Here is a 12128-nt window from a genome sequence, read left to right on the forward strand (position 1 = left end):
CCCTGCCGTATCGGCGTCCAGGTTCAGGTCGGGTTGTGGAACCGCCCAGCGAATGTGGGCAGTCCTCTGAACGGCAGCGTATCAGCCTCGCCCAACCCGTTGGTTGGGCCTGTGCTCAGCATCTCGCTTCCGCCGCAACGCGAGTGTGGCCACTGGAAGCCGTCAGACCGGTTCCGGCGCGGCTGCGTGCGTAACGTCCGGGGCGACGGTTTCGCCGCGGATGAACGCCGTGGCGATCAGCCCGAGCACGATGACGCCTGCCGCGATGTACCCGACCATGGAGACACTGTGGGTCATCGCGTCGCGTGCGGCATCCGCCACCCACTGCGTCTGAGGCTGGGCGCCGAGGCCCCTGATCGCAGCGCCGGCACTGTTGGTGACGGCGTGCGCGAAGCCGTCGACCTGCTGCGGAGGCACTCCCGCCTCAGCGAGCGTGGCGTTCAACCGCGAGCTGAGCGCACTGAAGAAGGTTGTGGTCAGGACCGCGATGCCCAGCGCCGACCCGAGCTGACGGAATGCGCTCTGGATACCCGAGGCCTGTCCTGAGCTCCGCTCCGGAATGTCACCCAGCACGACATTGGTGACCTGCGCGGTCGCGAAACCGACACCGATGCCGTAGCAGAACAGCATCCCCGCGAGATGCCACCACGGGGCGTCGACCGCAGCAACGTAAGCCAGGCCGGCCAGCCCGACTGCCTCAAGCAACAGTCCCAGCCGCACCAGATCGAGGGGCGAGGCCTTCGCGGCCAACCCGAAGCTCGCGCCGCTGGCGACGAAGCTGCCGATGGCGATCGGCACCAGGGCCAGTCCGGCCTGCACGGCGCTGTAACCCAGGGTGAACTGCATCCACAGCGGGAGCACCGCCACGATGCCGAACTCGCCGACACCGATGATCAGCGTGGCGATGTTGCCGTTGCGAAATGATCCGATCGAGAACAACCGGACATCCATCAACGCGCGACCCGGATCCGAGCCGCGAGCCAGAACCGTCTGGCGCACTGCGAAACCCACCAAGGCCGCGACTGCGAGAACAAGTGTCACCGCGACGGGCGACGGGCCGCCGGCCCAGGTGAAACCGAACACCGTCAACGGCTCCTGCACCGTCAGCCATCCGTACCTGCGGCCCTCGATCAGACCGAACGCGAGAAAGCCCAGACCGACGATCGACAACAATGCCCCGAACACGTCCACCCGGCCGGCAACCTTGGGTGAGCGATCCAGGAATACCAGGGACGCCACGAAGATGAGACAGGCCAGGGGAATGTTGATGCCGAAGGCCCACCGCCACGAAACGTGCTCCGACAACCAGCCGCCCAGCAGCGGACCCAAGGCTGCCGCGGCCCCGATCGTGGAACCCCATACGGCAAACGCCTGGCCGCGGGCCTTTCCGGTGAAGGAGGCGTTCAACAGGGACAACGAGGTCGGCAGGATCATCGCCGCGCCCGCACCCTGGACGAAGCGCGCGACGATCAGCAGCTCGCCGGTGGACGCCAGACCGGCCAGCAGACTCGACGCACCGAAAACCACAACGCCGGTGAGGAAGATGCGGCGGGCACCGACGATGTCGGCGATGCGACCGACCAGGAGCAGCAGCGCCGCCAAGATGATTGCGTATGACTCCTGAATCCATTGGGCCTGAACAGAACTGACGTTCAGGTCCGCGATGATCGACGGGACGATGACGTTGACGATGGTGGTGTCGACCACGATCAACGCCACTCCCAACGCGATCGCGATCAAACCGAGCCAGCGCCGCGTGGACGTGGAAATATTCAATGGACTAGACCCGCTGCAGCTCAAACAGCGGAATCGCCCGGGTGGTCTTCGCCTGGTATTCGGCGTACGTGGGCTCCATGGCGGCGACTGTCGGGAAGGTTGCCTCGCGTTCGGCGTCCGGCAGTTCCCGCGCGACGACGTCGCGGGAATCCGTGCCTACCTCGATGCGCGCTTGCGGGTTGGCCCGCAGGTTGTGCACCCAGGCCGGGTCGATGTCAGCACCGGCCAGGGAACCGACAATGAGGAGCTTCCCGTCGATCCGCACCGGGGTCAGCACAACCGTCCGTGGCTGACCCGTCCTGGCGCCTTTTGTCGTGAGCAAGATCAGGTCGGCGCCTTCGAACGGACCGCCCACCTTGCCATCGTTGGCGCGGAACTCGTCGATGACGGACTTGTTGAACGCCTTGATCGTTTGGGCGTCGGGGAGCTGGTCAGCCATGTAATCCCCGTCGTAGTGCGGATCCGGCACCTTTGATAAACCTCCATAATCAAGTTACTTTATTATGAAGATATCTAGCGGGCGGTAGGTTGTCAAAGCCGCCGGGCACACAACGACAGAGGCAGGTGAGCGATAACCATGGACGATCCGACCGCCGCGGACGTCGCCGAACAACGCGTTCGCCTGATGGAAGAGCTCAGGATCTACGGCTCGACGTACAACCAGTTCAGCCGGCTGTTCGCGAGCTGGCTCGGGCTGTACTCCACTGACGCCGAGGCACTCCTGGAGATCGTCTACGCCGAGGACCACGGCGCCCCACTGTCGCCGGCCCGTCTGGCCACCCGCATCGGGTTGTCGTCAGGTGCCACCACCTCGCTGCTCAACCGCCTCGAGGACGCCGGGCATGTGGTGCGCAGCCGGGAAAGCAGCGATCGACGCATCGTCACCCTGCGAAGCGGTCAGCAGGTCCACGACCGCGCGGACGAATTCTTCGCGACGCTGGCCCAGCAGTTCGACAAGACGATGTCGCGCTATCCGCCTGAACTGCTCAAGAGTTTCGAGTCCTTGGTGATCGATCTGCACACCACCATGGCTGCCCACCTCTCCGAACGCAGCGAGGAGCCTGGCACCTGACCAGAACCCCGCGTCAGGCCGAGCGGGGCTCCTCGATGGCCATCAGCGTCGGGTAGTCGGTGTAGCCGATCGGCCCCGGCGCATAGAAGGTCGACACGTCGGGCTCGTTGAGTTCGGCACCCAGGATCAGCCGGTCGATCAGGTCCGGGTTGGCCAGGAATGCCCGCCCCACCGCGGCTGCGCTGATCGCGCCCCACTCCGCATAGCCCTCCAGCGCAGAGAAGTCGGTGCCGGTGCCGCGCCCGGTGTTGAGGACGAACACCCCCGACCACAAGGCGCGGATGACGCCGAAGACGTGTTCAGCCGGGTCGATGAGCACGTGCAGGTAGGCCAGGCCCAGCGGGGCAATCCGCGCCAGCAATGCCTCATAGGTGGCGACGGTGTCGTTTTCCCGCATGTCACCGGCGGTATTTCCGGGTGAGATGCGCAACCCGACGCGGCCCGCGCCGAGCTCGTCGACGACGGCCTCGACCACCTCGGCGGTCAGCCGGGCCCGGTTCTCCGGCGACCCGCCGTAAGCGTCGGTGCGCTGGTTGACCACATCGGAGGCGAACTGGTGCAGCAGGTAGCCGTTGGCGCCGTGGATCTCCACGCCGTCCATACCGGCGTCGATTGCCCGGCGCGCGGCGGCGCGGAACTGCTCGACGATCACCGGGATCTCAGCGGTGTCGAGTGCCCGCGGTGTCTGCAGCGGCTTCTTGCCGGTCGGCGTGTGGGTGACCAGCTCGGCGGCGATCGCCGACGGCGCGACGGGTTCGAACCCGCTGATGTCGGGGTGGGCCATCCGGCCGACGTGCCACAACTGAACGAACATCTTGCCGCCGGCACCATGCACCGAATCCGCGATCTCGGCCCAGCCGTACTGATGGCGGTCGGTGTAGATGCCCGGGGTGTTCAGGTAGGCGCCGTTGGCGGTCTCGGCCACAGCGGTGGCCTCACTGATGATCACGCCGGCACCGGCACGTTGCGAGTAGTACTGGGCCGCCAGCGGCGACGGGGTGCCGTCAGCGTCGGCACGCGAACGCGTCAGCGGTGCCATGAACAGACGGTTGGTGGCGGCGGTGTCGCCGACCTGGATCGGCTGAAGCAGTGCGGCATCGGCGTTCAGTTTGTAGCTCACGCCGGTCTAAAGCGCCCGGGGCATCCGGATCATTCCCGCATTAGCCTCTAGCAACATGACTGTCACACGGCTGCGGCCCTTCGCCGTCACGATCTTCGCGGAGATGTCTGCGCTGGCCAGCCGCCTCGGCGCGGTCAACCTGGGCCAGGGTTTCCCGGACGAGGACGGCCCGGCCGCGATGCTCAAAGTGGCGCAGAACGCGATCGCCGAAGGCCACAACCAGTACCCGCCGGGCCTCGGCATCCCCGAGTTGCGCGCCGCGATCGCCGCGCAGCGCAAACGCCACTTCGGCATCGACTACGACCCAGACACCGAGGTGCTGGTGACCGTCGGCGCCACCGAGGCAATCGCCGCATCGGTCCTCGGCCTGGTCGAGCCGGGCTCGGAGGTCCTGGTGATCGAGCCGTTCTACGACTCGTATTCCCCCGTGATCGCGATGGCCGGGTGTGTGCGCACTGCCGTGCCTCTGATCGCCGATGGCGCCGGCTTCGGGATCGACATACAAGGTCTCCGTGCTGCCGTGACACCCAAGACCCGCGCGCTGATCCTCAACTCCCCGCACAATCCCACCGGCGCTGTCGCTTCCGATGCCGAGTTGCGCGCCGTCGCCACGCTGGCCATCGAACATGACCTGCTGGTGATCACCGATGAGGTGTATGAGCAGTTGGTGTTCGGCGTCGAGCACCTGCCGCTGGCCGGCTATCCCGGTATGGCCGAGCGCACCGTGACCATTTCCAGCGCGGCCAAGATGTTCAACGTCACCGGCTGGAAGATCGGCTGGGCCTGTGGGCCTGCCGACCTGATCGCCGGGGTGCGCGCCGCCAAGCAATACCTGAGCTATGTGGGCGGAGGCCCGTTCCAGCCCGCGGTGGCCCACGCGCTCAACCGCGAGGATGGCTGGGTGGCCGACCTGCGAGAGTCGTTCCAGGCCAAGCGGGATCGGCTGGGTAACGCACTGGCCGACATCGGGTTCGAGGTGCACGACAGCCACGGCACCTATTTCCTGTGCGCCGACCCACGGCCACTGGGCTATTCGGACAGCGCGCAGTTCTGCGCCGAGCTGCCGCACAAGGCGGGGGTGGCGGCTATCCCGATGTCGGCGTTCTGCGATGCTGAGGCTCCGCACGCCGAACTGTGGAATCACTTGGTGCGCTTCGCCTTCTGTAAGCGCGACGACACCATGGAAGAGGCCATCCGTCGGCTCGGTGTGCTGCGGGCCTAGCCTTCGTCGCTCAGCTTGATGGCGCGCTCACGGGCGGTCATCGCACCCCAGATGCCATAGGGCTCGGGAGCGGAGAGGGCATGCGCGCGGCACCGGTCCAGCACCGGACAGGCCCGGCAGATCGCCCTGGCCGCGTCCTCCCGCCTGCGCAGTGGGCGGCCTCGAACCTCCTCAGGGAAGAACACCTCAGCCGGATGGTCCCGACAGAGACCGTGCAGCTGCCAACTCCACTCATCGAGCGCGGGCGGCGGCAGGTTGCGGGGTGAGCGGTAGATCGGGATCGCTGGACGCGCAACGAGTTCCGGCGGCGACGCGCTGTCGAAAAGCGTGCGGGACAAGGCGTTCACTCCTTTGAGGGAAGTGGTGTGTGGCCTGCCATGCTGCCAGCCCAGCCGGAGGCACCACGTTGTCACCATGTAAGGAATCGACCGCAGATCGCGACACTTTGCTGCCCAATTCCGGCACGCTGAGGGCCATCGAGTGGTACGCCGGGGCTCCGCCCGGGGACTTCTGCGATTCGAGTAGTCCGATACTCGCGCGCAACCTCAGCGAATTTGCCACCATCGTAAAGACACTGGTGGGAGGTGGGATGAAGCTCGGATCAACAACGCTTGGGCGGACTGCCGGGCTCACGGCGGTCGCCGCTTCGGTAGTGCTGACGGTGGCCTGTAGCGGGCAGCCCCACACCGAGGTGACGCCACAGGCGCCGACGAGCGCGAGTGCGTCGCTGCCGTCATCGACGTCGAGCAGCTCGGTGTCGAGCACGCATTCGGACCCGACGACCACGGGCTACGGCACCGGTGGGTACACCCGCACGACGTCCTCGACCACGACGACGCTTCCAGTCCCGACCGAGACCACGACATTGACTACGACGACGTTGCCGTCCCCAACCACGACCACGACCACGGCGCCGCCGGTCCCGTCCTCGCAGGCGCCACCGGCGTGAGCGACGACGCAAAGTCGCTCACCCAGTCCGCGGAGCGGTGGCTGAGCCTGGCGGCCCTGGTCGTGGCGCCGACTTCGTTGATCACCGGGTTGTGTTACTTCTTCGGCCTGCTCTTCATCCGGAACAAGTTGAAGTACTTCGGCGTGGATCCGTCGGCTCTCGGCTACACGTCGGCCGACTACGCCGTCACCACCGTGGGGCTGTTCTTCTTCGCAGCCCTGCGCGTACTGATCGTCCTCGCGGTGCTGGCAGTGCTCGCGGTGGCCATTCGGCACTGGGTGACCACCGGGCGCCGAATCACCTTGCTACGCACCATCGCATGGTCGTTGGCGGGCTTGGGCGCGGTGGGCCTGGCGACCGTCGCGATCTGGCTGGCATCCGGGTACAGCCTGATCGACAAGGTCGTCAAAGGTGCCCCAGCCACGTACATGGCGGGCACGATCGCAGCCGCTATCGCGCTCCTCACCGCGGGCTACTGGGCGCTGGCCATCACCGGCGGCACCGGCGGGCCGGGCCGGCTACCCAAACTGGCCGAGCGGACCTTGCTCGCACTGGCGGTCACGGGCCTGGTGGTGGCGTTGTTCTGGGTCACCGACCTTTACGCCGTCGAGCAGGGCAAGGGCGACGGCGCATACACCGCAAGCAAATTGTGGGCTGCCGACGGCGATTACACGGCAGTGCAACTAGACACCACCGAGGCGCTGAACCTGCCGGGCACCCTGGTCAGGACGACGGTCCTCCCTGCCCAAGGGCTGCCGGCCCCACCGCTCTACCGCTACCAATGCCTGCGCGTCCTCGAAGCGCACGGTGGGCGCTATGTGCTTGTGCCGGCCAGATGGTCGCGCGAGCGTGGCTACGCCATTACCGTGACGCCCGATGCGACACACCGCATCACCGGAGTCGTGAACTCGACTCCCGTTGCGGCGGGACCCAATGTCGACCCGTTCTGGCAGTGCCCGGAGCTGGTTCGTACTTTCCAGCCGTCAGATCTCGAACCCATGCTGATCGGGCCCGAGGACGCACAGTCGATCGTCGGCGCCCTGGGCCTCACCGCAGGCAGCCCCGACACCGCTACCGACGCCGCATCTGCCACCGGCGATTCCGTCCCGCCGAACGGTTGTGCGCCCGTTGGTGATCCATCTGCGGCCCCGGCAGCCCTACCGCCGTATCCGGCCGCTGTGCCGGCGACGCGAGAGCGCGAGATCATCGGCGTCGGCACTGGCGGCCGGATGTGGTTGCGGCAACGGGCCCTGACGTTCACCAACCCCGCCGAGGCCTCGGATTTCATGGCCCGCGTCCAGGATCACTGGGGCTACTGCGTGGGCAAGACGGTCGCGGTGAACCGGCACGATGAGGCCCAGCCCCGCATTCTCGGCGCACCCGGACTACAGGAAGGCATTCTGTCCACGCCTGATTCGGCATCGTCGAGCGCGACCCCGGACTGCACACAAGCCCTGGCCGCCAAGTCGAACATCGTCATCGCGGTCGATCTGTGCGGCGCGAAAGATCCTTCGCGCGCCGTCGCCGTCGCCTACGCGATGCGGGAGCGGATCCCCACCGACTAGTGCAGTGCGGCGGCCACCGCCCACAGCGCGGCCAGATCCTCCGGCTCGGTCCGGATCGGGCTGAGCACCACGTCGGTGGCACCGGCGTCGAGGTAGCGCTGCAAGTGTGCACGCACCTGCTCCGCCGACCCGACCGCCGCCAGCTCCGTGATGTCGGAAACCTGTTCGCGGGCAATAACTTTCTGATACGACGGAATGGTCTCATAGAACGCGAGCCGTTCCGCTGCGGCAGCCCGGGCAGCATCGACGTCGTCGGCGACGAGTGCCGGCACCATGGCCACCACCCGCGGTTGCGGCCGGCCCACCGCCGTAGCCGCCGCGGTGATCGTCGGCACGATGAACTCCCCCACGGTGCGCAGCCCGGCGAGGTACGGCAGTGTGCCATCGGCCAATTCACCGGTCACCCGAAGGGCCTTCGGCCCCATCGCGGCCACGTATACGGGGACCGGGGCACCACCGGGCACGTGCACGGGCAACTCCGGGCTCGCGGTGAACTCAGTGCCGTGGAAGTCGACCGCGCCGTCGTGGAGGATCGCGCGGAGCACCTCCAGGTGTTCCCGCAACCGGCCCACCGGATCCGGCCACACCGTGCCGAATGCCCGGTGCTCGGGCGGGTGCGAACCCAAGCCGAGTCCCAGAGTGAAATTGCCGTGCGTGCCGGCCTGCGCGGTCTGCGCCGCGGACGCCACCACGAGAGGGTGACGGGGATTCAGCGGCACCACTGACGTGCCGACGCCGAGACCAGGTACCGCGGACCCGATCAACGCGGCCAGGGTGATGGCGTCGATGTCGAATTGCTGGGCCACCCAGATCTGACGGACCCCCGCCGCATACGCGGTGCGGGCCTCTGAGATCGCGGCATCGACGACATTGGGGGCGGAAGGGTTCAGGGCGAGGATGACTCCGGTCGGCATACTCCCACCAACCGGCGGGGCAGTCGGACCTATTCCGTTCCGATCACGATGCGCCGGACTCTGGCGAGTTACGAATTCGACTGGGCGAAAATTACCGACGCCGTGAATAAATCATGACGCGCCGCTGCAACCGTTCAATGGCGACGTCGAGAACGAGTGTCTTGGCGCGCTTGATGAGGAACTCCGGGATCGGCATCGCGAGGTCGACGATGATGTCGAACCGCACCCGCGTCCTGTCCACCTCGGGCGTCAGGTTGTATTCGACGTGCTGACCGCGCTGCTGCAGGTTGGGTTCGGCATCCCAGACCATCCAGTTGTCGCCCCAGTGGAACTCGAGCAGCTCTATGTCCGTGATGCCCATCAACCGCATCGTGGTCTTGACGTGGTGGGGCCTGCCGTCGGGATATCGGTCGATGACCTTGATGCGACGGTGCACCGCAGACCAGGACGGCAGCGCGTCGACGTCGGCGAGCACCTCCATGATCGCCTCCGGCGAGGCCTCGAAGACCGCCTCGCGTGATGCCTGTACGGCCACGCCCCCAAATCTAGCGAAGTATCCCGCCCAATGCTGCGGTTCTTCGCTTTGAGGACCGCCAACAATCAGTTGGGTTGCCGCGCAACGATCACCGGCGCGGTGGAGGAATGCACTACTGCGGAACTGACCGAGCCCAGCAGCATCCCGGCGAATCCACCCCGACCCCGGTTACCGACCACCACGAGCTGTGCGGTTTCGGCCTGGGCCAGCAGTTGGCGGGCCGGCTCATCGGGCATGACCACCCGCCGGACCGCGACGTCGGGATACCGCTCACCCCACCCGGCCAGCTGTTCGGCCAGCGCACGCTCGGCCTCGCTGCTCAGATCCTCCCACTTGACCGCGGGGAATTCGAAGTTCAGGTCCGTCCAGGTGTGAAGGACCACGAGCTCCACACCGCGCCGTGCCGCCTCGTCGAACGCGATCGCGGTGGCGAGCTCAGATGCGGGTGACCCGTCGACGCCGACCACCACGGGCGCCGTCGGCGGGCGTTCGTTCTCGGGAATCACCGCTACCGGACCGTGGGCGTGGTGCGCCAGGCTTGAGCTCACCGATCCGAGCAACCGGCGTCCCCATTTGCTGAGGCCGCGGGAACCGACCACCACCAGATCGGCACGTCGGGAGTACTCGATCAGCGTGGCAACCGCATGCCCCGGAACAGCTTTCGCGACGACGTGAAGAGGATGTGCTCCAGCAGCCTCCACGGCGACCCGTTGGGCGGCATCGAGGACGTCCTGACCCAGCTGGTCCTGATAATCCCAATATTCTTGGGGCAGAGCCACATCCAACCAGATCGGCGACATGGCACCCGGCAGTGCGTGCACCAATGTGAGCTCCACGCCCCGCAAGGCCGCATCCCGCGCAGCCCACGCCACAGCGTTGTCCGATGCCGGCGACCCGTCAACCCCGACGACGATGCCGTGCCGGGCGTCGTGTTCACTCATGCGAATCTCCTTGTGCCCGGCAGATCATCACCGGCACCGGGCTGTGGTGCAGCAAGTTCAGACTCGTCGAGCCGAGCAGCACGCCGGCCAGCGCATTGCGCCCGCGAGACCCGACCACCACCAGCCCCGAGTCCGCGACGTGCTTCAACAGCGCTTTGGCGGGTGAGTCCGGCTCGATGAAGCACTTGGCGACGACGGCGGGGTGTCGTTTGTAGTGGACATCGACGGTCTCGGTCAGCGCCGCCAGTTCGGCGGACTCCACGCCGTCCCAGTCGATCAGCAGTGGGATGGTGACACCGGTCTCGGCCGGGGCGGCCAGCGACAGCGACCGCACCGCCGTGAGCGCCAGTCCGAACCGCTCCGCGAATTCGAACGCCGTGCTCAGCGCGGCCTGCGCGGCGGGACTGTCGTCGACCCCGACGACGACCGGGCCGTCCGCCGGGGCGACCCGGTCCCCGCGGAAGGCGACCACCGGGCACGCGGCCCGCGTCGCCACGGCCAGTGCCGTCGACCCGATCAACAGGGCCGCCGCCGGTGTCACCGTCTTACTGCCGAGGACGACGAGCCGCGCCTCCCGGCTGGCCTCGATCAGCACCTGGTCGGCGGGTTCGTTGAACGAGACCGTGGACACCGACAGCTCGGGATGATCGGCGCGCACGGCCTCATCCGCGGCCTTGAGGAACGCTTCTGCCATGTCGCGCTGATACGACATCATCGCCGCGGTCAGGGCGGCCGCGGTCTGGGTCAGATTGCGGCCGATGGACGGCAGGGCGTGCACGATGCGCAGCGGCGCGCCGAGCCGCGCGGCGACCGCGCCGGCCCAGCGAGCCGCGTCGAGTGCGGCGTCGCTGCCGTTGATTCCGACTACTACTGGTGCGTCCGAGGAAGTCACACCCTCATCGTGGCTGCTTCCGCGCCCGATCGCCAGGGCACAAAGGCCCTAGGTGCCGGTCAGGCCCAGCCGATGTCGGTGATGTCGGTGCTCGACTGGGGCGGCCGGCCGGGCGTTCCCGGCGAGGTCCGCGAGAACCGCGGGGCCGGGGCCGCCTGGGCTACACCGTCCACGGTGACCAGGGTCGACCGGGCCAGCAGATGCTCGCCCTCGGCAGCCTCACCCCAGGTGAGCACCGGCGTCACACACGCGTCGGTACCCGCGAAGATCTTGGTCCACTCGTCGCGGGTCTTGGTGGCGAACCGCTCGGTGAAGATGGCCCGCATCTCGTCATACCGGGCCAGTTCGAACTGCCCGGGGATCTCGGCGGCTTCCAAACCGAGACCGGCCACCAGCTGCGCGAAGAACTGCGGCTCGATCGAACCGACGGCCATGTAGCCACCGTCGGACGTCTCGTAGGTCCGGTAGTACGGGGCGCCGCCGTCCAGCAGGAACGACTCGCGTTCGTCGCGCAACGATCCGGTGGCCCGCATCGTCCACATCATCTGCGCCAGCATGCTGACCCCATCGACCATCGCGGCATCGATCACCTGCCCCTTTCCGGAGCGTTCCCGTTCGTACAGCGCGGCGACGATGCCGATCAACACCAGCATCGAGCCACCACCGAAATCGGCAACCAGGTTGAGCGGTGCCACCGGCGGGCGGTCGCGGTAGCCGATCGCGCTCAGCGCGCCGGTCTGCGACAGGTAGTTGATGTCGTGGCCCGCCGTGGTGGCCAGCGGCCCGTCCTGGCCCCAGCCGGTGATCCGGGCGAAGATCAGCCGTGGGTTGACGGCCTCACACTCGGCCGGCCCGATACCGAGACGTTCGCAGGTGCCGGGACGGAAACAGTCCAGCAGCACATCGGCTTTGGCGACCAGGTCCAACAGCTTGCCGGGCTCGGACTTGACGTCCAGGTCCACGATGCGCTTGCCGCGGTGCATCAGGTCGACGTTCTCGGCAGGCATGGTCAGGCCACCGGGACGGCGGACCCGCACCACGTCGGCACCCAGGTCCGAGAGCATCATCGCGGCGTGCGGTCCGGGGCCGATGCCCCCGAGTTCGATAACTCGCACTCCGGCGAGCGGTCCGGTGTTGGTCAT

At 67.3% G+C, this 12128-nt stretch carries 13 protein-coding genes; 4 read left to right on the top strand and 9 right to left on the bottom strand.

Annotated features, from left to right (window positions below):
• Positions 1–162: 162 nt before the first annotated feature.
• The gene (locus HBE63_RS20925) at positions 163–1776 is read right to left on the bottom strand and encodes a DHA2 family efflux MFS transporter permease subunit (RefSeq protein ID WP_166906461.1); all 1614 of its coding nucleotides are present in this window, start codon (positions 1774–1776) and stop codon (positions 163–165) included.
• Between the two features lie 4 nt (positions 1777–1780).
• Positions 1781–2215 (bottom strand): nitroreductase family deazaflavin-dependent oxidoreductase, encoded by a 435-nt coding sequence (locus HBE63_RS20930; protein WP_166910029.1) that lies wholly within the window; start codon positions 2213–2215, stop codon positions 1781–1783.
• Between the two features lie 138 nt (positions 2216–2353).
• On the opposite strand from HBE63_RS20930, the gene HBE63_RS20935 reads away from it, so the two are divergent.
• The gene (locus HBE63_RS20935; RefSeq protein ID WP_166906462.1) at positions 2354–2848 is read left to right on the top strand and encodes a MarR family winged helix-turn-helix transcriptional regulator; all 495 of its coding nucleotides are present in this window, start codon (positions 2354–2356) and stop codon (positions 2846–2848) included.
• Between the two features lie 13 nt (positions 2849–2861).
• On the opposite strand, the gene HBE63_RS20940 is transcribed toward HBE63_RS20935, so the two are convergent.
• A complete protein-coding gene (locus HBE63_RS20940) occupies positions 2862–3968 on the bottom strand; it encodes an alkene reductase (RefSeq protein WP_166906463.1) in 1107 nt (368 codons plus the stop codon).
• Between the two features lie 55 nt (positions 3969–4023).
• On the opposite strand from HBE63_RS20940, the gene HBE63_RS20945 reads away from it, so the two are divergent.
• Positions 4024–5190 (top strand): pyridoxal phosphate-dependent aminotransferase, encoded by a 1167-nt coding sequence (locus HBE63_RS20945; protein ID WP_166906464.1) that lies wholly within the window; start codon positions 4024–4026, stop codon positions 5188–5190.
• On the opposite strand, the gene HBE63_RS20950 is transcribed toward HBE63_RS20945, so the two are convergent.
• The gene (locus tag HBE63_RS20950) at positions 5187–5528 is read right to left on the bottom strand and encodes a WhiB family transcriptional regulator (RefSeq protein WP_243858200.1); all 342 of its coding nucleotides are present in this window, start codon (positions 5526–5528) and stop codon (positions 5187–5189) included. The genes HBE63_RS20945 and HBE63_RS20950 overlap by 4 nt on opposite strands.
• A gap of 251 nt (positions 5529–5779) precedes the next feature.
• On the opposite strand from HBE63_RS20950, the gene HBE63_RS20955 reads away from it, so the two are divergent.
• Both HBE63_RS20955 and HBE63_RS20960 read left to right on the top strand, forming a co-directional pair.
• Positions 5780–6139 (top strand): hypothetical protein, encoded by a 360-nt coding sequence (locus HBE63_RS20955; RefSeq protein WP_166906466.1) that lies wholly within the window; start codon positions 5780–5782, stop codon positions 6137–6139.
• Positions 6136–7704 (top strand): sensor domain-containing protein, encoded by a 1569-nt coding sequence (locus tag HBE63_RS20960; RefSeq protein WP_166906467.1) that lies wholly within the window; start codon positions 6136–6138, stop codon positions 7702–7704. Before HBE63_RS20955 ends, HBE63_RS20960 begins: the two co-directional genes overlap by 4 nt.
• Here HBE63_RS20960 and HBE63_RS20965 read toward each other — a convergent pair.
• The 5 genes from HBE63_RS20965 to HBE63_RS20985 form a co-directional block, all read right to left on the bottom strand.
• Positions 7701–8618, bottom strand: a complete 918-nt coding sequence (locus tag HBE63_RS20965; protein ID WP_166906468.1) for an LLM class F420-dependent oxidoreductase — start codon at positions 8616–8618, stop codon at positions 7701–7703. The genes HBE63_RS20960 and HBE63_RS20965 overlap by 4 nt on opposite strands.
• 91 nt (positions 8619–8709) lie before the next feature.
• Positions 8710–9153 carry an SRPBCC family protein gene (locus tag HBE63_RS20970; RefSeq protein ID WP_166906469.1) on the bottom strand — a complete coding sequence of 148 codons (444 nt, stop codon included), beginning with the start codon at positions 9151–9153 and terminating at the stop codon, positions 8710–8712.
• A 65-nt stretch (positions 9154–9218) separates the two neighbouring features.
• Positions 9219–10094 carry a universal stress protein gene (locus tag HBE63_RS20975; RefSeq protein WP_166906470.1) on the bottom strand — a complete coding sequence of 292 codons (876 nt, stop codon included), beginning with the start codon at positions 10092–10094 and terminating at the stop codon, positions 9219–9221.
• Positions 10087–10986 carry a universal stress protein gene (locus HBE63_RS20980; protein WP_166906471.1) on the bottom strand — a complete coding sequence of 300 codons (900 nt, stop codon included), beginning with the start codon at positions 10984–10986 and terminating at the stop codon, positions 10087–10089. Before HBE63_RS20980 ends, HBE63_RS20975 begins: the two co-directional genes overlap by 8 nt.
• A 59-nt stretch (positions 10987–11045) precedes the next feature.
• The gene (locus HBE63_RS20985) at positions 11046–12128 is read right to left on the bottom strand and encodes a CaiB/BaiF CoA-transferase family protein (RefSeq protein WP_166906472.1); all 1083 of its coding nucleotides are present in this window, start codon (positions 12126–12128) and stop codon (positions 11046–11048) included.

This window comes from Mycobacterium sp. DL440 (assembly GCF_011745145.1).
In the GTDB taxonomy this organism is placed as follows: Bacteria; Actinomycetota; Actinomycetes; order Mycobacteriales; family Mycobacteriaceae; genus Mycobacterium.

What these genes read in the sequence shown, in the direction of transcription:
- HBE63_RS20985 (WP_166906472.1), bottom strand. Translation starts at nt 12,128, where the DNA reads ATGACCAACACCGGACCGCTCGCCGGAGTGCGAGTTATCGAACTCGGG.
- HBE63_RS20935 (WP_166906462.1), top strand. Translation starts at nt 2,354, where the DNA reads ATGGACGATCCGACCGCCGCGGACGTCGCCGAACAACGCGTTCGCCTG.
- HBE63_RS20955 (WP_166906466.1), top strand. Translation starts at nt 5,780, where the DNA reads ATGAAGCTCGGATCAACAACGCTTGGGCGGACTGCCGGGCTCACGGCG.
- HBE63_RS20945 (WP_166906464.1), top strand. Translation starts at nt 4,024, where the DNA reads ATGACTGTCACACGGCTGCGGCCCTTCGCCGTCACGATCTTCGCGGAG.
- HBE63_RS20975 (WP_166906470.1), bottom strand. Translation starts at nt 10,094, where the DNA reads ATGAGTGAACACGACGCCCGGCACGGCATCGTCGTCGGGGTTGACGGG.
- HBE63_RS20930 (WP_166910029.1), bottom strand. Translation starts at nt 2,215, where the DNA reads ATGGCTGACCAGCTCCCCGACGCCCAAACGATCAAGGCGTTCAACAAG.
- HBE63_RS20965 (WP_166906468.1), bottom strand. Translation starts at nt 8,618, where the DNA reads ATGCCGACCGGAGTCATCCTCGCCCTGAACCCTTCCGCCCCCAATGTC.